The 24504-nt window shown below is 43.2% G+C and carries 12 protein-coding genes; 3 read left to right on the forward strand and 9 right to left on the reverse strand.

The window, feature by feature from the left end; genetic code table 11:
• Positions 1-83: 83 nt before the first annotated feature.
• The 7 genes from EO92_RS03720 to EO92_RS03750 all read right to left on the reverse strand — a co-directional run bounded on the left by EO92_RS03720 (position 84) and on the right by EO92_RS03750 (position 17588).
• The gene (locus tag EO92_RS03720) at positions 84-782 is read right to left on the reverse strand and encodes a nitrous oxide reductase family maturation protein NosD (RefSeq protein ID WP_052734259.1); all 699 of its coding nucleotides are present in this window, start codon (positions 780-782) and stop codon (positions 84-86) included.
• Between the two features lie 289 nt (positions 783-1071).
• The gene (locus EO92_RS03725) at positions 1072-3771 is read right to left on the reverse strand and encodes a PGF-pre-PGF domain-containing protein (protein ID WP_052734260.1); all 2700 of its coding nucleotides are present in this window, start codon (positions 3769-3771) and stop codon (positions 1072-1074) included.
• A gap of 784 nt (positions 3772-4555) precedes the next feature.
• Positions 4556-6736 (reverse strand): NosD domain-containing protein, encoded by a 2181-nt coding sequence (locus tag EO92_RS03730; protein WP_369793114.1) that lies wholly within the window; start codon positions 6734-6736, stop codon positions 4556-4558.
• 451 nt (positions 6737-7187) lie between these two features.
• A complete protein-coding gene (locus EO92_RS03735; RefSeq protein ID WP_048169407.1) occupies positions 7188-10313 on the reverse strand; it encodes a NosD domain-containing protein in 3126 nt (1041 codons plus the stop codon).
• A 769-nt stretch (positions 10314-11082) separates the two neighbouring features.
• The gene (locus EO92_RS03740; RefSeq protein WP_048169409.1) at positions 11083-12699 is read right to left on the reverse strand and encodes a histone deacetylase; all 1617 of its coding nucleotides are present in this window, start codon (positions 12697-12699) and stop codon (positions 11083-11085) included.
• Positions 12696-14408 carry a hydantoinase/oxoprolinase family protein gene (locus tag EO92_RS03745; protein WP_048169411.1) on the reverse strand — a complete coding sequence of 571 codons (1713 nt, stop codon included), beginning with the start codon at positions 14406-14408 and terminating at the stop codon, positions 12696-12698. Before EO92_RS03745 ends, EO92_RS03740 begins: the two co-directional genes overlap by 4 nt.
• 465 nt (positions 14409-14873) lie before the next feature.
• Positions 14874-17588 (reverse strand): PAS domain S-box protein, encoded by a 2715-nt coding sequence (locus EO92_RS03750; protein WP_082107935.1) that lies wholly within the window; start codon positions 17586-17588, stop codon positions 14874-14876.
• A gap of 418 nt (positions 17589-18006) precedes the next feature.
• On the opposite strand from EO92_RS03750, the gene EO92_RS03755 reads away from it, so the two are divergent.
• Positions 18007-18192, forward strand: coding sequence for a hypothetical protein (locus EO92_RS03755; protein WP_048169415.1), 186 nt, complete (start codon positions 18007-18009; stop codon positions 18190-18192).
• Positions 18193-18229: 37 nt separating this feature from the next.
• Here EO92_RS03755 and EO92_RS18755 read toward each other — a convergent pair whose 3' ends face one another.
• Positions 18230-18364, reverse strand: coding sequence for a hypothetical protein (locus EO92_RS18755; protein WP_255350323.1), 135 nt, complete (start codon positions 18362-18364; stop codon positions 18230-18232).
• 596 nt (positions 18365-18960) lie between these two features.
• Here EO92_RS18755 and EO92_RS03760 point away from each other — a divergent pair.
• The gene (locus tag EO92_RS03760) at positions 18961-20106 is read left to right on the forward strand and encodes a tyrosine/phenylalanine carboxypeptidase domain-containing protein (RefSeq protein WP_048169416.1); all 1146 of its coding nucleotides are present in this window, start codon (positions 18961-18963) and stop codon (positions 20104-20106) included.
• Positions 20107-20244: 138 nt separating this feature from the next.
• Here the strand turns inward: EO92_RS03760 and EO92_RS03765 are convergent, their stop codons facing one another.
• The gene (locus EO92_RS03765; RefSeq protein ID WP_048169419.1) at positions 20245-21510 is read right to left on the reverse strand and encodes an NAD(P)/FAD-dependent oxidoreductase; all 1266 of its coding nucleotides are present in this window, start codon (positions 21508-21510) and stop codon (positions 20245-20247) included.
• Positions 21511-21862: 352 nt separating this feature from the next.
• Between EO92_RS03765 and EO92_RS03770 the strand changes: the two genes are divergently transcribed.
• Positions 21863-24133 carry a phosphoadenosine phosphosulfate reductase family protein gene (locus tag EO92_RS03770; RefSeq protein ID WP_048169421.1) on the forward strand — a complete coding sequence of 757 codons (2271 nt, stop codon included), beginning with the start codon at positions 21863-21865 and terminating at the stop codon, positions 24131-24133.
• Positions 24134-24504 lie beyond the last annotated feature (371 nt).

Genomic DNA, 24504 nt, shown 5'->3' on the forward strand with positions numbered 1-24504 from the left:
GCCTTCATTTATGCTGCTATGATCCATATAATGAGCAGAAGACTGGCTAATATAGTAACTTTACCCGAATGAAAAATGAATATTCAGACAGCCTCTGAGAGAATGTTGCCGTCAGAGGTTCCAATATGAACGCCCCTGCCATTATTAGAAACAGTATTTCCGGAAAGGGTGTTGTCGTTCGAAGCCGAAAGCATGATGCCGTATTCTCTGTTTTCCAGGACCGTATTTTTAGAGATATGGTTTCCTTTAGAGTTCAGGAGATAAATTCCGTATCTGCATTTAGAAGCTTTATTACTTTCGACTGAATTATATTCGGACTGCTCAATGATAATTCCTCTGCTGACTTTGAGGATTACGTTATTAAAAACCCTGTTCTTCGCAGAGGATTCAAGGTGTATTCCCTCGGAGTTATTGAAAAGTTTGTTGTTCTCGAGAAGGCAATTATTGGAATCATTCAGGTAGATGCCTGAACAGTTGTCTCCTGCTCCGGTAATCATGAACCCATTAACTGTTATGTTATCTGCCTCTATTATGAGCACATCCGTATCCGGGTCGTAAGGCTCAATTACCGTATCCTCGGGATTCCCGGATTCTGACCTGATTACCAGATTATTCTTTGTTACAACAATATTTTCGGCATAGGTTCCAGGTTTTACAATAATTACATCACCGGGACGTGCACTGTTCACTGCTTCCTGTATCGAATCTTCTGACTGGACGAAGGTCTCAGCCGCAGTTCCGATACCCGTGATTGATGCAAATAAAAGAAAAGCTGCAAGCAAAACGATTAGTCTGTTTATTCTAACTCCTCCATCCAGAGATATTTATGGATGATACTTTTACAGTTAGGCGGAAATTCGCACAAGCAATATAAATATACTCGGTTATAAATATTTAACCAAATATAAAAATATATTCAGTAAGTCTGATATCCCTACAGTTATAAGCTCATAGTTCCGGGCGAATATCCGATTGATCAGAGATAAAAAAATAAGGTGAAGGTTCATTCCTTCACCGGTTGTTTTTCAAGATCTAAGTTTTTCAGTTTTACTTTTGCTCTCGTTTAGCTGTTTACGTCCTTTTATACAGGAATACTGAAAGCAGGCAAGCTATTCCGATAGCCATTTCAAATCCCGGAGCCTTCACATTTTCTTCCTGTTCAGGCCCTTTTTTAACTTTAGATCCTGTACTTTCCATACCTTCCTCTTCAATGGAACCGGTTTCTTGCCCAGGTTCTATTTCGGTTGCACCTTCTCCTGGCATGGGTTCTATCTTTCCTGTTATTGCAAAGGAAGAGAAGCCAGGAACATCAGCTGTGAAATACAGGTATTTTTCATCTTCCCCTGACAGGTTGACTGGCAGCTGTTCCCATGTTTTGTTACTGTACCTGTTCAGGGCAATGGAAGGCCGGTCTATCTTTTTATCCTGTATCCAGGTCTTTTCAACCTTGAAGCAGACTTCAGGGTTTTCGATGTTCTTTGAAGTTGCAATTCCACCGTTTCCGACCCATACGTTAAAGGATTGATATACTTCATCCGAAGGCAGTTCAGAAACAAGTGCAGACTTATTTTTTAATTCCTCAACAATGGTCGTGGTTTTGCCCAGGGTCTTCTTTGCGTCAAAGCTCACATATGCAACGCAGGTTGCATTCTTTGTGAGATCAAACTTTACGGCCTTGCCGTTTGTAATGAAGACCTGTGAGAGCTCTTTAACATCGACGTTTTTTGCAGGTTCTGGAGAACCGCCTCCACCACCGCTGCTGCTTCCGCCGCTGCTGTGGCTGCTTCCTCCGGAGCTGCTCTCTTTTAGCACAGTTATTGTAGCAGTTTTTGAGGCTGTCCCATTTTCGTTAGCCGCGGTAAGGGTAACTGTATACACTCCAGGAGCTTGGTACACATAGACTACGGTTCCAGAGCTCACGTCAGCCAGGCCGTCATTGTCAAAATCCCAGCCTATTCCGGTCGCTTTTTGTGAAACGTCGGTATACAGGACGGAAAGTGGAGCATAGCCTTCAGAAACGTTCATGCTGAAGTCTGCAACAGGAAGTCCGTTATTGATGTTCTCTGCTTCCAGTACGGTTATTGTAGCAGTTTTTGAACTTGTTCCATTCTGATTGCTTACACTCAGGTTAACGGTATAGTCTCCTGGAACTTCATACACATAAACCGGACTTTGAATGGCAGAGTCAGGTTGTCCATTATTGTCAAAGTCCCAGCTCCGCGAATCTGCGTTTTGTGAAAGGTCTGTAAACTGGACTGCGAGAGGGGCAGGGCCCGGAATAGTGCTTGTACTGAAATCTGCAACAGGAAGCACTGGCTCAGAAGGTTCCGGCACAGGCTCAGAGTTTTGAAGAACATTTATTGCGCCGGTTTTTGAAGCCGTCCCGTTTGGATTACTTACTGTAAGCTTTACAGTGTAAGTTCCTGCTAAGGAGTATGTATGCACAGGACTCGGGACTGCTGAATTTGTTCCGTCTCCGAAATCCCAGTCCCATGCAGTGGGAATTCCTGTGCTCTTGTCAGCAAAGCTTACATCCAATGGCGCATTTCCTGATGTAACATTACTGCTAAAGTCTGCAACAGGGAGTATAGACTGCTGCGGTGTGGATGTGGACGTGGATACAAGAGGCAGATAGTCGGTAAAGTTCCTTCCGGCATATTCAGTGTCTGCAATGCCGTCTCCGTTCACATCCTGCGCTGTCTGGGAAAAACCCTTTCCTGCAGGAGTTGCCCAGAAATTACCTCCAATATAGGACCCCCCTGCAATGTTTGTACCTGTGGTTCTTGTTGTGTTCCAGGTATTTCTTCTATTATAGATGTCTGCATTATAGGTATTATTGAGATAGTTGTTGAAAACACGGTTATCGTTGCTTCCAGCACACATGAATAAGCCGGAATAGCTATTTGAGGCAACAGTATTACCTGAGACAGTGTTTCCGTCAGAGGAGTCAAGATGAATGCCTCTGGAGGTTTTATTAGCCGTGTTTCCGGAGATAGTATTATAATTCGAGAATGAGATCAAAATCCCGTAGACATTATTTTCCGAGACCTTATTATCCAAAATTTTGTTCGTGTTTGAATTTCTAAAGTAAATGCCTCTATCGTTGTTGATTGCTGTGTTGTCGGTGAGTTTGCAATTGTTGGAATTCGCCAGATATATGCCGTAGTTCCTGTTCGAATCCAGCCTGTTGTTGAGCAGGTTGTTGTAATTGCTCGATTCCTGCAGAACAATACCAAAATTGTTCAAATTTGCTGCGTTGTTTGAAAGATCATTCTTCTGGGAGTGACTGAGACTCATTCCATATCCACGGTTCGAGTTTACCTTGTTGCCAGATAATTTATTGTTATCCGAGGACCTCAAATATATCCCATCATAATTTTCCGTAATCTCATTATTAGTGATTGTACATTTGCTGCATCTGACCAGAGAAACCCCTGCATATTTATCTCCAGTCCCTTTTATCTTAAATCCGCTAATTTGCGTGTTATTTGCCTGGTCCAGGCTGAATACGTTTGTTCTAAGATCCTTAGCCGTAACCACGGTATCTCCGGGGTTACCTGATTCTGACCTGATTACCAGATTTTGTGTAGTGATTCTGATATTCTCAGTATAGGTTCCGGGTTTTACAATTATTTCATCGCCCGAGCTTGCACCGCTTACCGCAGCCTGTATCGAGTCCCTGGGCTCGACAATAATCTCAACCGCTGTCACGAGACCCGAGACTGCCATAAATATCAGCATACCCACCAGTAAGGTGGCTAACCTGTGCATATTATTTCCCCCACATATAATTAAATTTTATATTGATACATCATATAATAAATCCGGAATTAAACTTTTAACCATATAAAGATATTGAATTGAACTAATATAAGTAAGAAGTTATAATATTACTTTATATATAGGGGGGGTACTAAAATTAATAGTCCTGTTTATTAAAATTAATTATGCAGTGTGGACAAATAGCCGGCTTCTTGTCTTTAGAGTTAGGGTACGTGTCAACAAATATCGATAAAATTCAATCTAATTTCACTCCTTTAAAGTTGCACGTTTTCCAGATACTCAAAAATCAACTGTACTCAACCTGTATGATGATTTATTCAGTCCTCAAAAGAGGTGTTATCTACTGCTTACTAATCAATTTTAGTAGCGAAGATATATATAAATTTAATTAATAAGTAAACTTGAATAATCTGAATTTATAAATAAATTTTTTTATATTAAAAAAAATATACGGCTTCTGGTATCTGCCGGATGAACTAACGATTCCCTTACTTGAAGAAAGGACTTTAAAACTCAGAAAATTAAGATCTTATGAAAAAGTAAGGGAAAAAGTAAGGGAAAAAGTATAAAAGAATAAGAAAAAGAATAAGAAAAAGAAAAAGAAAATGAAAAAATTGGGATGAAGGAGTCATACCTCCACCCAGTCTTTTTTAGTGTTGATTTAGCTATTTCGTTCTGGTCTCTGTGAAACCAGGCATTATCTCAACTCCATTTTGTTGATTGTGGTTTCATTTTCATAAGTAGTTTTATTTTTGGAAGTAATTGTTTTTGTTTAGTTTGTAGACATCTCCGATTCATCTACAGATGTTTCAGAGTCATCCACGGATATATCATTTTCATCTATGGATGTTTCAGAGTCATCCACGGATATATCATTTTCATCTATGGATGTTTCAGAGTCATCCACGGATGTTTCAGAGTCATCCACGGATGTTTCAGAGTCATCCACGGATATATCATTTTCATCTATGGATGTTTCAGAGTCATCTACGGATGTATCATTTTCATCTATGGATGTTTCAGAGTCATCTACGGATGTATCATTTTCATCTATGGATGTATCCGTTTGATCATCTGTTAAATTTACTGGAGTTATGGGCTGGTCCGGTTCAGAGACAGCTACAAGCGGGAGGTAATCCGTATAGCCGCTGGTTGAGATCTTGTACACTCCATCAGCAATGCCATCGCCATCCGCATCAGTTGCAGTCTGGGAAAAGCCTGTCCCATCGGGTTTTGCCCAGAGGTTTCCTCCGATGTAGGGTCCGCCTGCAATATTTATGCCTGCGATTTTTGTTGTGTTCCAGACGTTCCCAACACTTCTCGGTTTAATATCTGCGTTAAAGTTGTTGTTCAGGTAGTTATTAAATACGGTATTGTTGTTGCTTGTGGAGGCCATATAGATGCCTGAAACGTCGTTTGAAACAATAGTATTACCTGAAATTTTATTATCGCCGGAAGTGCTCAGATGGATGCCCCGGTTACTTTTGGAAGCTTCGTTTTCTGAGATATTGTTTTCTGAGGAATACGACAACAGGATTGCGTAATCGCCGTTATCCAGAACAGTATTTTTCGAAAGAGTGTTCCCATTCGATGTTGTAAGGAAAACTCCCCTATTATTGCCGGAAGCTTCGTTGCCGTTTAAGTTATTGTTACTTGAACCTTTGAGGTATATCCCATAAGCACGGTTAGACCTTGCTGTGTTGCTGATAAGGTCATTATAGTTGCTTGAGTTTTCCAGGACAATACCATGGTCATTGCCTTCGCTTGCATTGTTGTTAGAGAGTACGTTCCATCCTGAGCGCAGCAGGTAAGCTCCGTACCTGTTGTACAAAGCTGTATTGTTTAAGAGCACATTATAATTGGAATCCTGCAGGCTAAGTCCTCTTCCACCGTTTTGCATACTGTTATTAAGGACAGTACTGTTGCCGGAAAACGCCAGGTTTATACCAATTGCGTTGTTCGATAGTATGTTTTCACTTAGATTACAGTTAGTAGAGGATAATAAAGAGATTCCGGAGATAATGTTATCCGAAACTGAATTTTCAGAGACGCTATTGTTTCCTGCGGATGTGATCTGGATACCTCTTCCGTTATTTGAAACCACATTACCCGAGAGCATGCTTTCGTCTGAACTTAACAGGAAAATACCTCTGCTGCTGTTCAATGCTATGTTTTTTGTCAGGTTGTTGCCACTGGAATCCTTCAGATATATGCCATAGACCATGTTTGAATCTGCCGTATTGCCTGCCAGGTTGTTGTTGCTTGAACCTACAAGGTGGATGCCGTAATCTTCATTTGAGCTTGCAGTGTTGTTTTCAAGGCTGGTGTCACTGCAGCTTTCCAGGACAATCCCGTGGTCAGCGCTCATACTTACCTTATTATCCGAGAGCATGTTCCCTTCGGAGACAAGCAGATATATTCCGAACCTCTGATTCGAAACTGTGTTGCCTGAAGCCCTGTTATAGTTTGATCTCTCGATATTAATTGCTCTCTTGCCTTCTACTGCTGTGTTGTTGAGGATAAGGTTGTAATTTGAATTCTTAAGGTATATTCCGAGAGCGTCATTTAAAAACTCGTTATTTTCGATGGTACAGTTACCGGACCTTATCAGGTAAACCCCCGCACGGTCAGTTCCGGCACCATTAATGCTTAACCCTGTAATTGTGATGTTATTTGCTTCTACATAAAATACGTCATCAGCTTGATTTTTCGCCGTAACTATCGTATCTCCGGGATTCCCGGAAGCTGACCTGATTACCAGGTCACTCGTCGTTATTCGAAGATTTTCAGTATAGTTTCCGGGACTTACGACGATCTCATCACCTGAAACAGTATTATTAACCGCATTCTGTATTGATTCTCCTGGCTGGACAATAATCTCAGTTGCGGTTCCGATACCAGAGCCTAACGTAAAGACAAGTAAGGCTAAAAATAGAGCGATAAATCTGTGTATTTAAATCCCCCACATCATATATTTTTTATATTCCCTGTTTATAATCCCTATTTAAAATATACATGAAATAATATAAATGTATTAGAAAATAATATCAGAATAATAACCATAGAAGTACACGAAGATAACCATGGAAATACACGAAGAATAGCAGATCAATACAGTCTGTTGAAATAAACTCAATATTTTCTCTTTTGCGAGGTTTCAGATTAGCTTTTATAATAACAAGCTAACAGTTGAACCTTTAAAATTAACCTTATTTGCTGTTTATTACATGCAGGTGTTTTACTTAATAAGAAAACGTGTAGAAAAAAGTGTGTAAAAAAGCGTGTAAAAAAAGTATGAGAAAAAAGAAAAAAGAAAAAAGAAAAGCAGGATGAAGGTATCAAACTTCCATCCATTCTTATTTCTGCACTTAAATTTACTATTTATTTACTTTCATTTAGCTGTTTTATTTCCTCTTATACAGGAATACTGCAAGCAGACCTGCCACACCGTAAACCATCTCAAAGCCCGGCGTACTATTCTCTTCTTGTCCGGGTTCCTGAGCAGCTTCCGATCCTGTATCCTCCGTGTTCTTTTCAGAGTTGCCAGATTCATCATCGGGCTGTATTTCAGTTACAGTTTCTTCCGGAGATGTATTTGCCTTCCCTGTTATTGCAAAGGAAGAGAAGCCCGGGGTTTCGGCTGTGAAGTACAGGTATTTGTCATCTTCCCCTGACAGGCTGACTGGCAGCTGTACCCATTTTTTATCGCTGTACCTGTTCAGAACAATGGAAGACCGGTCTATCTTTTTATCCTGTATCCAGGCCTTTTCAACCTTGAAGCAGACGACAGGGTTTTCGATGTTATTTGAGGTTGCAAACCCACCGTTTCCGACCCATAAGTTAAAGGACTTATAGACCTCGCCCGAAGGCAGTTCGGAAACCAGTGAGGACTTTCCTTTCAGCATCTCGGCAATGGTTGTGATTTTACCTGCGGTCTTCTTTGCATCAAAGCTCACATAAACAACACAGGTTGCTGCCTTCGTGAAATCAAACTTTACAGCTTTTCCGTTTGTAATGAAGACCTGGGAAAGTTCCTTTGCTTCAATGTTTCTGGAAAATTCAGGAGAGCCGCCGCCACCGCCACCACTGCCGCTTCCTCCGCTGCTCTTTCTCTCTACAGCTATCAGAATAGTTTTTGAAGTCGTGCCGTTTGCATTGCTTACTGTCAGTTTGGCGGGGTAAGTCCCTACCAGGGAATAAGTATGCGTTGGATTCAGCTCAGTTGAAGTAACTCCGTCTCCAAAGTCCCAGCTCCTCGATGTTGCGTCTTGCGAACGGTCAGTAAAGAGGACTGAAAGGGGAGCATAGCCACTGGTGACATTGGTCTCGAAGTTTGCGACAGGCAGTACATCATTTTTGTCTCCCTCTTCTTCCGACACAGTTATAACAGCAGTTTTTGAATCCGTGCCTTTCAGGTTTCTTACTGTAAGGTTAACGGTATAGTTTCCTGCCAGGGAATAAGAATGCGTTGGATTCGTATCGGTTGAAGTAGCTCCGTCTCCAAAGTTCCAGCTTCTCGATGTTGCGTTCTGTGAACGGTCAGTAAAGGAGACTGAAAGAGGAGCAGAACCGCTGGTAGGATTGGCGATAAAGTCTGCTACAGGAAACGCCGGCTCTGGTGCGGAGACAGCTACAAGCGGATAGTAGTCTACTAAGTTATCTCCATCATATTTTGAATTAATAATGCCGTCTCCATCTGCATCATTATTTGCATTTAGTTGGGAGAAACCTGTTCCGAGGGGAGTTGCCCAGTAATTCCCTCCAATATAGGACCCGCCCACAATGCTTGCACCTGGAGCTTTTGTTGTGTTCCAGATACCTCCAGTGTTTTTATTATCTGTGTTAAATGTATTATTCAAGTAATTGTTGAAAATAAGGTTATTAGTGCTCCGAGAACACAAAAATAGACCGTATTTAATGCTTGAAGTTACACTATTACTTGAAACATTATTGTTTTGAGAAGAATCCAAAGAAATTCCATAGACGTTGTTATCAGCCGTATTCATGTAGAGGACATTGCCATTGGAATACGAGAGCATTATCCCATTCGAGTTATTAACATCTGCCGTATTATCAGATAAAATATTGTTGGAGATCATACTCCCGTTTGAATATTTCACATAGATTCCTTTAGAGTTGCTCGAAGCTGTATTACTGACCAGGTTACTATTGCTGGAATTTATCAGGTAAATCCCATAATTACTGTTAGAACTTGCAGTATTGCTGATAAGGTTGTTATTACTGCCGACATTATCAAGAACAATACCAGTACCGCTGTTAGAATTTGCCTTATTACCTGAAAGTGTGTTCCCACTGGATGACGAGCTTAAGTAAATACCTCTGCGATTTTGGGATGCATTGTTATTAGTCAGGTAATTGTTGCTGGAACTCCAAAGAGCAATACCATTCTCAGTGTTCAACCAGACGATATTATTGATAAGTTTGTTGTCGCTGCCGGCGTTATCCAGAACTATGCCGCTCATTAAATTTGAATTTGCCTGATTGCCTGAAAGCGTGTTTGCGCTGGATGTTAAGGTTAAGTAAATGCCTTTGTTATTGTTATGTGCATTATTGTTGACCAGGGTGTTGTTGTTGGAATACCGCATAGCTATTCCATAGTCATTGTTTGAAACTGTATTGCTTTGCAGGTTATTATTGTGAGAAGTATTCATGAAAATAGCATGGGTAAGCGAAGCTATAGCGTCATCAGAAACCGTGTTACCCGTGATTGTGTTCCCTGAGGAAGATACAAGGTTGATACTATTATTGGTACTATTAAACACGTTGTTGCTTTTCAGGAAGCTTTCGCCTGAGCTTGACAGATAGATCCCAAACTGTCCGTTTGAGTTAATATTATTGTTTTCGACAGTAACATTGGTTGCATACTGCACACGTATACCATCGTCTTTACTCAGGTTTACAGTATTTCCCGAGACGGTGTTTGCCATGGAATCCGAAACATAAATTCCATATCTCTGGTTTGAAACCGTATTGCCCGAAATATTGGTGTAATCGGATTGTTCAATGTTGAACCCTCGGCCTTCGCCTATATTGAGGTCCTTGCTGGCTATATTATTGCGGACCACGTTATTAGGGGAAGCCTTAAGAAATACACCAAGGGCGTCGTTGTGTAATACGTTGTTCTCAATGATACAGTTAGTACTTCTTAGCAGATAGACGCCTGCCTTGTCAGTTCCTGCACCGGTTATCTTAAGCCCTTTAATTGTTACGTAAGAGGTGTCCTGTATAGTGACTACATCGAAACTTGAGTTGCTAGCTGTAATAATCGTGTCCGCAGGGTTCCCGGATTCTGACCTGATTACCAGATTAGTTTTAGAATTACTGATTAAAATATTTTCTGAATAAGTTCCGGGTTCAACGATAATTACATCGCCTGAATTTGCACTGTTCACTGCGGCCTGTATAGAATTCGTAGAATTGGCATAAATATCATCCGCTGCCCCAATACAGGAGCTTAATGTGATTATGAGAGTGGTTAGCATTAAAATTCTTAATATGTTTATTCTCATTCCTCCGTAAAAATAGAAGAAATTTGCAATTACACTTCCTTTAATTAATTAGGGATTAAAGATATGTACAATATAAACATATTGGTCTGAAATAATATTTTTAAAGAGGAATATAATAAGAATACTATGACAAAACATATCTATATTTATTGGGATCAATTTTGCACCCCTTCTTTAAACTGTCTCAGATATTATTTTCCAGGATACTTACCCTGTCATTTAACGCTGACTACAGGCAACTGTGTTTAATTATTGAAGTTAAAATATAATTCATTTGATGGCTGTAAGCTTTCCAGCTAGAGATATAATATTTTTTGACTTTTGAATTAGCATTCAGGGATAACATATTAATTTTTATTCCATAGAGAAAGATTAATATATTTTTAATGTTTTCACTGAAAAAGTAGAATATTATCCAAAATATTTTAGATACACCTCACACAGAACACCAGAAAAGAAAAGGTAAGAAGTAAATCAACTCAAAGGAAAAGCTACATATAAAAAAATTGAGGGACTGAAGAAGATAAAGAGAATAAAGAAGATAAAAAAGATAAAGAAGATAAAGAAGATAAAGAAGATAAAGAAGATAAAGAAGATAAAGAAGATGAAGAGTAAAATGGATATATTAAAAATGGGGAGAGGAGCTCCGAAGTCCCCGAATTCCGCCGGGGTAATATAAAGATGGAAGATGGGGACCAGAGCCTGTATAGTCCCTTAATAAATGATTTCCCACTCTCAAAACCTCTCAGGCTTCTCAAAACAGAGCCTTTCAGTAAACAGTCTCCTGTTTCGTCCTGGTATTGTATGCCCTGTATTCGTCTGCTTTCTTATCCTGAAGGTAAACGTATTCGTATTCCGGATAATTGAGCATCTTCCTGTATTCTTCCCTGGCTTCAGCCTGGCAACTGGCACAGGCATAGATAGGGACTGAAACCCCGAAGATCCTGGTATCGTTTATGCTCCTGTGGGCATGGGAATCTATGATTACGTAACCCTGGCAGTCAGGGCACATCCTGACTGTTTCTTCCTGGAATTCCTGGATCATATCGGTATCATAGAAGATCTGTTTTTTCCGGCGGTAAAAGTCTCCATGTTTTGCCACCTCTGCTTCTACAAGCCTGTCCCGGTTTTTCCAATTTTCGAGCTGGGTTGCAACAACTTCCTCCAGGATTTTCCGGTCTCGTGCAGCCTGAACAAACATCCCTGGCTTAAACTCGGGTTCCTTTACGCAGGAGTAGTCAAGCCCGGCCATTGCAAGGATAATTCCCGTATTAACATAGGGTAGCGCGCTCTGGATAGCATAGCCTCCTTCAAGCACTGCCATGTCAGGGGCAAGTTTCTCATTCAGTTTAGCATATCCCTGTGCGGAAAAGCGCATGTTTGCAAGCGGATCAGTATAATGGTTATCCTGCCCTGCAGAATTGAGGACAAGTTCGGGCCTGAAGTCCTTGAGAATGGGCAGCACCAGGGCATCGAGCACGTAGAGAATACCCTCATCCGGAGTACCCGGCGGCAGAGGTATGTTGATTGTCCTGCCAAGGGCTCTCGGGCCTCCGAGTTCGTTCATGAAGCCCGATCCCGGATAGAGTGTCCTCCCGTCCTGATGGAAGGAGATAAAAAGCACATCCGGGTCGTTGTAAAAAATCTCCTGTGTCCCGTCCCCGTGATGGACATCAGTATCCACGATTGCAATCCTGCGGATTCCATACTTCTTTCTCAGGTACTCAACAAGGATTGCTTCATTATTTATATTGCAAAAGCCGCGGTTTCCGTGGGCGACTGTCATTGCATGGTGACCTGGCGGGCGGACAAGGGCAAAAGCGTTTTTAACCTCTCCCCGCATGAGCGCATCAGCAAGGACCAGGCAGCTGCCTGCTGAAATCCGGTGAGGGGTTGTAGCCTGGGCTTTTATGTCAGGAACACAGAAATGAACCCTTGCAATGTCCCTGAAATCTGCAAGGCGGGGCTTATACTCCTCTATCTGGGGCAGGTCCATCAGGCCTTCTTCAAAAATCTGGTCCCGTGTATAGAGGAGACGCTCCTCTCTTTCCGGATGGGTTGGAGAAATTGCCCAGTCAAAAGCCGGGAAGAAAATAAGGCCTGTCTTTTTTGCTCCTGCCCGGTCTGCCGGAACCATGGGTTCTTTTTCCGGTATTTTTCCAGGCTCATTTTTCAATTCGTTTTCCGGTTTTTTTTCCGATTCATTTTTCGGTTCATTTCTCGATTCATCTTCAGATTTCTGCTCTGAAGTTCTTGTTTTCATTGTAACTTCCTCTACTCTATCAGGCTCAATTTCCTCTTCTATCCGTTCTTTTTTCTCTGCCCCGGCATTTTTTTCGGCTCCGCCTTTGAGGGCATCCTTGATTTTCCCAAACCCAAGCTTCATGCTTTTTCCCCCCTCTTCCATTCGGGAATCAGGCCTGCCGGGATCTGCATACTTACATCAAAAAGCCGCCCTGCCGTAAACCAGCCCTCAACCACGTTAAAGACCTCACTGTTAGCAATCTCAGCTTCATCTGCATACTCGGAAATCCCAAACCTTTTTGCGCGTTCCCTGAGGAGTTTTGCTGCAAGGGCTTCGGCTTCCTCCGAGCGCATTTTATTGAAATTTCCGATATCCGTTGAGTTAAGGTTTACAATCTCTCCTTCTTCAGCTACCGAATAGACCTTCTGCTGAGTATCGATGCGCAGGTTAAGAGTAAGTGTGGGCCTTGCAACAGCTGCCCCTATGGCATTTCCGACTTCCGAATATTCGGGGGTAATCGGTTTTGCGTTCAGCTTTTCCGCGACTACTGAAATCAGGCCCCTTGCTCCTCCCCCGATTCCGACAACATTTTCAGGCCTTTCTTTTTTCTTCTGCAGGACTTCCCATATCCTGTAAGCAGGTTCCTGTTCCCATTCAAGAAACATTTCCCTTACGGCTTTTTCAATCATCCCTGCAGTTGTGTCCACTATAAGGGAAGCAGTCTCAGTTACGGATTTCCCGAAGCTGGAGGCTACGGATGCAACCGCCTCTTTTGCACGTTCAGGGTCTCCTACATCGACAAGCCCGAGCACTCTCAGGGCATCCGTCGGGGTTGGCTCTTCTCCTCCCATGCAGTAAGCGGGACCTGACCTTTCAGGGCCTATGGTTACCAGCCTGAGTCCGGTATCAGTTTCTCTAACCCTTACAGTGCTGTCCCCTCCTACCGCTATCGAGCGGACGGCAAAAGCCCGTACATGGGTCAGGAAATTTCCGAGTTTTGCGCCTTTGGAAGCGATAAGCGGTTTTCCGGAAAGGATAAGGGAAAGGTCGGTAGTTGTCCCGCCTATATCCACTACAACAGATGTCTGTCCCTCAGGGGTGAGGGCGAGAGCTCCTATCGTGCTTGCTGCAGGACCTGAAAAAATAGTTTCCACAGGGAACTCTACTGATTTTTCAATTGGCAGAGTCCCTCCGTCGGCTTTAAGGATGTATACAGGAGCCCTGATGTCCCTTTCCTCAAGGGCTTTTTTGATCTCTGCAACGAACTCCTGGTAACGTTCCCCTGTTGCAGATGCCAGCATAGAGGTTGCGATTCTTCTCGGGAAGTTCAATTTTCCCGAAACCTTATGCCCGAGTCCTACCTGGCAGTCCGGATATATTTCCCTGAGGATTTCTTCTATCCGGAGTTCATGGGAAGGGTTCCTCTGTCCAAATTTGCTTACCACGGCAGCTCTGGAAAAACCCTGCTCCCGGATTCGGTTCACCGTTTCCCGAACCTCAGCTTCATCAAGGGGCTGGATTTCCCTTCCCCTGAAGTCCATAGCTCCTTTAAGGTAGAAACTGTCTGGAAAAACATAACTTGAAGGGTTAACACCCGGACCCGGAATAAGCAGCAGAGCCACACGGTCAGTTTTGCCCTCGGCAATAAGATTTGTTATTACGGTTGTACTGAAAACCACCCTTTCGAGCTGTTCCGGAGGAACTCCTCTGCTGACCTCATCAAGAGCATTGAGCAGAGACTTCAGAAGATTCCCTCGCTCGGTGGAAACCTTGGCTGTACTGTATACTTCTCCGTTCCGGATAAGCACCGCATCTGTGGTGGTGCCCCCTACATCAATTCCTATAAGCATTCACAATTCGCCTATCCTCACCTGAATGAATTTATCAGTCGCCTTTTTTTATGTATTTTATAGCTGGATTTAATTTATCCAGTTTCAAATGATTTCTATATAGAAATAAGTGTGTGCTTTTTTTCGATACAGTGCAGGTCTATACAGTATCTCCTCCAGAAGTAATCCCGAGCCCGTACAGTCCATACCTATTCAGGCTGATACCCGGGTCATAAGCTTGATATTCCGGGCTCGATATCCTGGCACAGCTAATAATTTCGTTATTATCTGCGATGCAAAGGTGGAATCAAGCGGTGCGCGGCCTGCAAAGAAAACAATGACTGTCTATACGACCGCCTATAATACTATTAAAAAACCTGATATTATGTAAAATACATCATGAGCTAAGAGATACTTCCTTTAAACCCCGGAAACCGTTTTTCGAACGACACGGTATGGCGAATAAGGTTGTACGCAGAATTGTTTTCAGCTCTTTCCCGGAAGCCCCTTATCATCGAACCTGATAGTAAATTTTGTCTCATCTCCTTTCTCAAGTTCAATAGTGCCATCGATCTGTTCAACCAGAGCATTCACGAGTTGCAAACCAAGGGTCTCGGGGTTTTTAAAATCGATATTTTCGGGAAAACGTCCCCCGTTATCCGAGTAAACCAGTTTAAATCCGGGGTACATCCCTGAGTCTATTATAGTGGTGTCTCTGTCGGATATAGTGGTGTCTCTGTCGGATATCGGGGTGTCTCTGTGGGGTTCACTGCCAGGCCCCGGGGCTTCAGATTGTCTGCAAAGTGAAATCCTTATCTCCCCTTCGGCACCTTTCGGAAACGCATATTTCAGGGAATTAGAGAAAAGTTCGTTGATTATTATCCCGAGGGGAATTGCGGTGTCGATCCCGAGGAATATATGGCCTATATCAAGGAAAAGCCGGACTTTCTCGTTTCCGACCCTGTAAGAGTAAAGAAGTTCAGAGGTTAGTTTCCTGAGATAGGCTGCAAAATCTATGCTCGTAGTGTCCTCGGATTTATGAAGCTCCTCGTGGATTATGGACATGGAGACTACGCGGTTTTCGCTTTCTCTGAAGGCTTCAATAACATCTTTATCTTTGAACTTATCAGCCTGGAGGCTGAGCAGGGACGAAACTACCTGAAGGTTATTCTTGATCCTATGGTGAATTTCCCTCATACCGATAGCTTCGGCTTTTGCAAGGGTTTCCTCGGCTTTTTTCTTAAGAGTAATATCATAAGCATAGCCCTGGATAAATTCGGTTTCTCCTGAGGCGGCACAGATGTTATGGATCAACTCATGAACCCACTTTACAGTTCCATCTTTCCGCCTGAGCCTGTACTCATGTTCCATAATGGAGTTCGGGGAAGAATTCATTTTTTCCCGGCTTATACTGAGTAGTGACCTGTCTTCCGAATCAATGAGATCAGACAAATTTATTCTGCCGGAGATGAAGTCTTCTTCTGTGTACCCGGTTATTTCCTCAACAACCCCTTCCAGAAAGAGAGGGGCAAAATCCCTGTCCAGCTTAAATGAGATCCCTTTAAAGTTCTGTAAGAATGAACGGTAGAGTTCTTCGCTTTCCTTCAGTTTTTCCGAGGAAAGTTTGATTTCAGTAATGTCTTTCATCACTCCAAGGGCTTTGCATACGCAGCCTTCTTCATCCCTCAGATAGACGCCTTTGTTTTCCACGAAAAAATAGCTTCCATCTTTCCGCCGGAACCTGAATTCTTCATTGAACTTTTCTCCTGTGTTCCAGCACTTTTTAAATTCCTGCTTCACTCTTCTGCGGTCTTCGGGATGAATGTGATCAAGCCAGTCATAGTAAGTAAAATCCTGCATCTCGCTGTAGCTGTAGCCCGTAAGTTCCGTGACTGCCCCTGCCCATTCAACATGTCCGTTTTGCAGGTCAAATTCGTATATCAGTTGCCCTGTCTGTTCAGTAGCTAAACGATATCTTTCTTCACTCTTTAACAGGTTCTCTTCAGTAAGTTTGCGCCCGGTTATATCAAGCATTACTCCTACAAGCCCCTCCACAGTCCCATTAAGGCTCCTGTATACGGCTTTATTGAAAAAGAACTGCCGGATTATCCCGTCAGAGCACATGACTCTGGACTCATAAACCTGGCTTCCCCCTCTCTGGAACAACTGCCGATCTACTCTTTTGAAAACATTTCCAAGTTCAGGTGGAATTGCATCGGAAAGTTTATCTATAGAGCATCCTGTTACTTTTTCCTTTGAGCTTCCAAGAATCATTCTCGCAAAGAGTTCGTTGCAGCCGCGGTAGATCCCTTCTCTGTCTTTATAAAATACGGGAGCAGGAATCGTATCAAGCAGAATTTCAAGAAAATGGATCTTATCCTGAAGGGTACTCTCTACCTCATTTCGTTCAATGGTTAACGAGATCAGGGATGCAACGCCATTCAAAAAAGAAGTATCTTCTTTTGTAAATTTCTCTTTCTTTGTGCTGTGAATTATCAGCACTCCATAGGGCTTTTCAACACTTCCGAGCAGAACACTTATTCCACTCGTTATTTCCTGATACCCTTTGAGCCCCATTCCGTCAATGGAACCCTTTCTGTTTAATTCTTCCATCCGGATAGGTTTTTTTGAAAGCACTGTGTACCCGGCAAGCGAAGCTGCATCTCTTTTAATAACCTTACCTATATCTTCGATCTTCCATCCGATTCCGGTCTCAAACAGAAAGTTTCCATCAGGCAAAAGTTTCAAAATTTTGCAATATTCTATGTCAAGCGTAGCAGCAATCAAAGTTAAGGATTCGTTCAGAAGGGTCCGGATATCCGGGGTTTTGAGAGCCAATTCGGCAACCTGGAAAAGGACTTCATGATGCCTATCTATAAGAGATAGTTTTAAAGATAGTTTTTTTTCGGCTTGTTTAGAAAAAGTGGTATCCGATGCGTAGAGAATAGCAGATTTCCCGTCAGAAGAAGGTGTGAAAGTGGCTGAATATGTTTTTTCGCCTGCTTCAAGTTCCAGATATTCGGACTTATTCATAAGAGCTGCTTTCCGCACAGTTTTCCGGATTTTAGCGGGAACGTTTTCTCCGACCCCGCTTTCCCATGCTTCAAGTAATGATTTTCCTGCTTCATTAGCATAGAGAATTACGCCTTCTTTTTCTATCCTCAGGACAGGGCTGGGGCTGTTTAAAAGAAATTCTTCCATCCAGTTTTCTTCTGCTTCACTTTTTCTGTCAGTAAAATTTATGCTATTACCCCCAGCATTTAAGTTCCTGCCTTTCTTTTTCTTAGTTTTTCCCCGGATTTTGAGTTTACTTACCCAGAGCTCCAGGTTTCCTGAATTCTTTTTTATGAAAATCCTATCCGGCAGTCACAGATATTATAAAGTAAGTGACATATTAATTTTTGGAAATTAGTTTAAAAAAAGTAAATGAGTGGGGGTATGGAGTGATATTATTCACAGCTTTGCAGCTGAACATGAATATATATAAAAAGCCTGTTATTAAGGGTATGTAGTACTGGCAGGCACCTGCAACGGATCTCTGGAATACGTTTGGGAATACGCTGGCAGCTACGTAAGAAAATAAATCTAATTTCGCTTTTTGTAAATGAGGGTATCTTTTATGGAAGACTTTAACCAGCTCAAAAGGAAACTTGACGATATGAGTGTTATGGAACTTTACGGGTATATAAAAGAAAAATATCCTGAAAACGAGGACCTTGCACTCGGGTCCAAAAAGATAGTAATCAGAAAAGTCCTGAACTTTGAAAGAAACCTGCTGAATGAACTGGAAGAGGCCGGCCAGTAAGGTTTACACTATCATAGTTACACATAGTCACATTTTTTTAAATTTTTCCCTGGAAACTCCTCATCTGGGGCATTTCCAGGAACGATTCCATTTCAGGAGTGAGCTTGAGGCCTGCAGAACAGGTACATAAGTGCTGTTTTACGTCATCAAGAAGTTTAGAACCGGAACTCACAGGTATCCCCTTTAATATAAGGGGTTTCGGGAATTTATAGTCCTCCCAGTAAAAATCAAGACTTCCCAGAATGAAAAAGATGAATTCTCATATCTCAAAATTGTCAGGTACCGGGGTTTCCCCCAATCTTAAATCTCAAGGTTAACCACTGAAAACACGGAAATCAGGAACTTGAAAAATGTGGTGTTCCCGGGTTAATTGGTTAGTATTATTCCGAAATGACCTTAAATTGCATCTCTCTTTCTTTCCACGTGCTGTGCCCTGCTTGAGCCCGCTTGCGTACAGTAGATAAAAACAAAAGCATTAGGCCGGCTGGAAACCTGATGCCAAATATCAACCGGTTAGTATCAACCGGGTAGTTAGGGATGACAGAAAAATATAGGAAATTTGAAAAACAGAGTCCCTGTTTATAATTTAGGGTTCGATGTAGCATTGAGATTTATCCAAAAAAGAGTGAATGTATACTTAAAAGTGCTAATTTACTTAATTTTTGCCACTTGCCAGAGAGTAGTTCTTTACTGATTAGCCCTTAATTGCTCCTAAAAAATATACCCGGAGAATAAGTTATAAAGATATACTGAGGGGAACGGTTTCGGATGCTTGTAGCAGAGTCGGAAAAATGCGTTTTTAAATACGACAGGCGCTTGTTTGATATAGAAAAGCAGTTGAATATTCTGCGCTATCTCAACCCTGTGAATGCCAGAAAGGAAAAAGAGAAATTCCTCAGGGCATACGCTGGAGGCGAAACTTACAATCCTGTATTCGAGTACGAAAGCTGTGGGCCGGAAGTAGGGGATTTTTGCAGGGATCTTAAAAAAATCAGGGAAAAACTTGAGCGCTGTAAAGGTTCTGTTTTTGCTCCTTTCTACATCATAAAAATCAATTACCTCCTTCGCTTTCATGACCTTCTGATTCACAGGGACTCCCCGGATTTCGGGAACGAGCTTTCGGCCTTTTACGGACTCCCTTCCGGATCCCTTCTCCTGGAGGCTCAGAAAAACCTGGAGCGTTTAAAGAATGAGCAGGTGGAGAAAAACCTGAGCCCTGGGGATATCAGAGGTGTTTTTGAAAAGGAGTTAAAGCGCTTAGGGCTGGAATGGGAAGTCAGGCCTGCAGATGGGGGAGGAGTGAAAATGGCAGTAAATGCGGCATGCAGTGAAATCCACATCGATTTTTCGTCCCATTTTTCAAAAGCCGGAATCAAAGGATACCTCTGCCATGAAATAGGGACGCACGTCTTTCGGGCAGAAAACGGGAAATTCCAGCCTCTTATGCTTTTCCGCTCGGGTTTTCCGGGTTATATGGAAACCGAAGAGGGGCTTGCGGCCTACAATGAGGCGAAAAATGGACTTCTGGTGCCGGAAAACCTTAAAAAATACAGCGCAAGGGTTGTGGCTGCTGCGATATGTAATGAAGCTTCGTTTTCAGAGATTGTGGATGAACTTACAGGCTATTTCTCCCCCGAAGAGGCTTTTACCTTTGCCCTGAGAATCAAAAGAGGACTTCACGATACCTCCCTGCCCGGAGGTTACACCAAAGATTGTGTTTACCTGAGCGGTTTTCGAAAAGTAAGTGCCTTTTTACAAAAACAGCCCTCTGAACAGGAGGCTTTAAAGGTCCTTTACTGTGGGAAGATAGGGCTCCAGCACTTCGAACTGGCAAGGGACCTGCTGGCAGAAGGATTTCTCAAACCGCCGCGCTACCTGCCTGAGGCAAATCCGTCTTTCTCTAATTTTCGGTGATCCATAGTTAAGCGGGAGAAATTATTCAGGGAAATCTGACTGGTATTCTTCAGTATTTCCTGCCCCGCACTCCAGTATAAAGCCAGCACCTCTATACCGACACTTTCTGCATCTTCTCACACTTCAAAGCTGATTTCTTCAAAAGAGTGTCTTTACAAATGTCCCGAAAGCTTTCATGAGCCTCAAAGAGTTTCCTGAAAACATCAGCTTCCTCATAAGGACAGAGGGGTGATCCATATCCCCGTACTCCGTGATTGTATTCAGAATCGAAGGGGTGTTTAACGAGCCTATGAGGTCATTCAACTGCTTGTCTTCCAGTTTTCCCATGTAATCATGGATTTTCATGCCTATTTCGAGTTCTTTTTCTAGGCCCTTTCGCCAGAGCAGGTCGTATTCGGAAAGCCGGCGTGCAGAGGTGTCTCCTTCAAGGGCAGCCTCAGCTGCAATTTTTCCTGCAATCTTTGCTGCAAAAGCTCCCGTATAGACTCCGCCTCCTGACGTGGGTTTAGTCTGCCCTGCAGCATCGCCTGCGATCAGGACACCGTCAGAAGATGTTTTTTCCAGGGGGCCGATTGGAATCCCTCCAACCACAAAGTCAAGCATGCCTCCTGAGTACCTTTCTTTTATGTGTGGGTTTGAGCAAAGGAGTTTTTCAAGATAGTAAAGCGGGGAATTCTCGCCAGGCCCGCTTTTGCAGGCAAGCCCTGGCTCAAGCGCAAGCCCGATTCTTGAGACCTTTTCGTCAAGGGGTACGGTCCAGGCAAAGAAACCGGGGGCTGAAGAGCCTGGAAACAGCTCAACAAAATCGCTGTCATCCGAGGCATAGGGAGCTTCGATCTGAATTCCGGGGAGTATGCGCGCAGGTTTTCCAAGACCTGCATAACTGGCTATGCGGCTTTTTATCCCATCTGCTCCGATAACTACGGACGTGGATATGGTTTCAGGCTTGCCGTTCCTGAGTATTTTGAGCTTTACAGGAGAGCTCTTTTCGTTTCCATTTCCTTTTGTTCCGGTTTCGGCTTCAGCACTCTCTTTTTCAAATCCTATAGCCCTTGTTTTCAGGGAGAGCTCAACACCTTCTTCTACAGCCATTACTGCAAGGGTGCGGTCAAAGTTTTTCCGGGAGACAACATACGCCTTTGTCTGCTTTCCATCAATCGGCAGGTACTGTCCATCGGGAGCATGCACAAAAGCCCCGCGCACGGAGTTAAACACAAATTCGTCCGAAGGCTTGAGGTCACATTCTTCAACGGCTCTCGTGCTCAGAAGCCCTGTACAGCCGACAGGAGACCCTATTGAGGAGTGCTCTTCGAGCAGGAGAACCTTTGCCCCATTCATTGCCGCATAACGGGCGGCAGTGGAGCCCACAGGACCAGCTCCTACCACAACAACATCATATTTCATACCGTATCACATTCGAATACCAGGCTTACCTATTGCGAAAAGCTGTAATGCCTTCCAGGGAAACTTTAATGCCTTCTCAGGAAGTTTAATATATTCTTGATTCATATTATCAGTTAAAATAACGATGTAAATATAAGATACAAGTTATATTTTTAGAGATACTTTAAGTTATACTTTAAGGGTTTTTGAAAGTATTAGAACATATTATCGTGTTTTTTTTATAGGATCTTTCCTTTCACTCAAAGCATTGATACATTCTCTCAAAATATTGATATATCGATAAACGCATCCTTGTTGAAAACTGAACGATAAGATACTTAACCATTTCTTCGAATCACCGGTCAGGGCTTCCATGCATCAGAAAAAAGAAAAATACCAGACTTCCAGCTCACAAAAACAAAAAAGAAACAGTTCGGACAGAAAGGGCCCTCAACCCCATGAAAAAAGGGCAGAAAACAGGTCCCGGGATTTAAATAAAAACTCCTCTGCCAGAAAGAGCTCTGGCTCTGAAAGGCATCCGGATCCGGCTCTTTCAAAGAAAAAATCCTCTCCTCGTTTTGAATATGAAGATGACTACATTTTCTGGTGCAGGAAGTGCAACCTGCCACTCATAGGGGAAGAGTGCGGGATCTGTGGCGGTAAAGGTGATATAATCCATCTTTCCCAGCCGGCAGATGTCAGGTTCTGTTCCCCCTATGAGAGGGAGGTCCTGGCAGAGCAGCTAATTTCAGCCTTCGGCTGCGATCCTCTGGGAGACAGATTTATTCTCCTTAACAAAATTCCCGGAGAAGACAAAACTGATGAGGTTATCGTAGACGGTTTTATTTTCGGAGTGCTCCGTTTCGAACTTTCGGAAATGGACTACAGCTTTGAGCCTTCTCTTCAGGGTGCAAAAATCCTCCTCAAGTCTGCTGAAGGCAGAAAAGTCGAGCTTAAGAAAACAAACCGACACCTTAATGGAAAAAACGTGGCATTGGGGCTTATAGAGTCGTTTTCCAGCAACATAAAAGCAGGGGATTTTGTCCTTGTGACTGCGGGCAGCCTTAGCGGATATGGAATTTCTTACATTAACGGCGCGGATTTCGCAGGCATGGAGAGCCTGTCAAAGCCCGAAGCTCAATCCGGGACCGTAATTCAACCTGAAGTCAGAGCCCAATCTGAGTCCGAATCCTCCTCCGAAACTGAATCCTCATCCGAAACTGAATCCTCCTCCGAAACCGGAACAAAAGTCATCAGGGTCAGAAAGGTTGACAGCAGCGAGGCATTCCTGCATCCCGAGATTCCGGATTTAGGGGCATGCATAGAAGCTAACAAAAAACACCTGCAGGTCCTGGGAAAAAATGCCATCAACACCATCCGCGGGATTATTTCCAGAAATGAGCATCGTGCTCTGCCTGTGTATGTGTCCTTCAGCGGGGGGAAAGACAGTCTCGTGGTACTGGACCTGGCAAAGTCTGCCCTCAAGCAGAGGGAGTTTAAGGCTTTTTTCCTGAACACGGGGATCGAATTCCCTGAAACTGTGGAGTTTGCCCGGGATTTATGCCGCGAAATGAAAGTCCCTCTTGAAGAAATGAGTTCCGGCTCCGCTTTCTGGGAGCAGGTAGAAAAGTTCGGGCCTCCTGCAAAGGATTTCCGCTGGTGCTGCAAGGTCTGCAAACTGGCTTCGGCAGGAGACCTGGAAGCAGGAAAAGGAACCTGTTCCCTTTCAGGAAAGGAGGCTGCAAATGCAGTTGCCTATCTGACAATAGATGGCAAGCGAAAGCATGAATCCTTTTCCAGGGCAAGGATTGCGGCGAGTGAGACAAACCCCTTTGTCCCGGCGCAGCTCAATATCTTCCCTATAAGGGACTGGCGGGCTCTTGAAGTCTGGCTATATATCCACTGGAGAGGGCTTTCATACAATCCTCTCTATGACCAGGGCTTTGAGAGGGTTGGGTGCTGGCTCTGCCCATCTGCCCTTGCTGCCGAATATTCCAGGGTAAAAGAACTGCATCCTGAGATGCACGCCAGGTGGAACGCCTTCCTGCTTGAGTGGGCAAAAAAGCACGGGCTTTCGGAAAAGTTCGTAGAGCATGGGTTCTGGCGCTGGAAGGAGCTGCCTCCGAAAATGCTAAGGCTGGCAGAGGAACTTGGAATCTCTGTCCTTGCGGAAGAAAAAGCTGAAGACTTTGAAATTGAGGTGGTGGGAGGAATTTCCCCCTGCAAAGCAGGAGGCTTTTCTGTCGAGGCAGGAGTCCGGGGCATCAGAGAAAAAGAAGCTGCGGATTTCATCAATGTGCTTGGAAATACTGTTTATGCAGAAGAACTGGGCATGCTGCTGGTCAAAACCGAAACCGGGACCGTGAAGCTTTTTTCGAATGGAAACATGCTCGTAAGCTCGGAAACAAAGGAAAAAGCTGTCTGCCTTTTTAAAGAGGCTGCAAAACAGTTTGTCAGGCTTTCCCGCTGTACAGGATGCGGTATATGTGAGAAAGCCTGTCCTGTCGGAGCGGTTTCGATAAAAGAAGGAAAGCCTCATGTAAGTGAAACCTGTATAAGGTGTGGAAAATGCATGGAGTCCTGCGTGGTAACCAGGTATTTTGACAAACTTGTTCCCGATCTGGATGAAAAACTAAAAGTTTGAACGGTAAAAAATGAATCTTAAAAAATGAATCTTAAAAAATGAGTATTAATACTATGATTGTCAGCAGTTAATCGGGAAGTTTCATTCCGGGCAACTGAACTGGCATCTTTTATCTGTTCTGTCCCACGCCCGGCACGGCTTAAACCCACCGGTTTTGAGCAAATTAGAACGCAATCTTCAACCATGCTGGAAAAATCAGGTATCAAAAATCAACCGTTTGGCATCGGGTAACCAGTACTTTGGATAATCAAAAACCTGAATTTGGATAATCAAAAACCTGAATGATCAAAACTCGAATCCTGAGGTCTGAATTTGCTGTTCTGTTCATAATCCGATGATATTTTTAAATAGTTTCTAATTATATTTTCATA

It is taken from the genome of Methanosarcina sp. 2.H.A.1B.4, assembly GCF_000979385.1.
In the GTDB taxonomy this organism is placed as follows: domain Archaea; phylum Halobacteriota; class Methanosarcinia; order Methanosarcinales; family Methanosarcinaceae; genus Methanosarcina.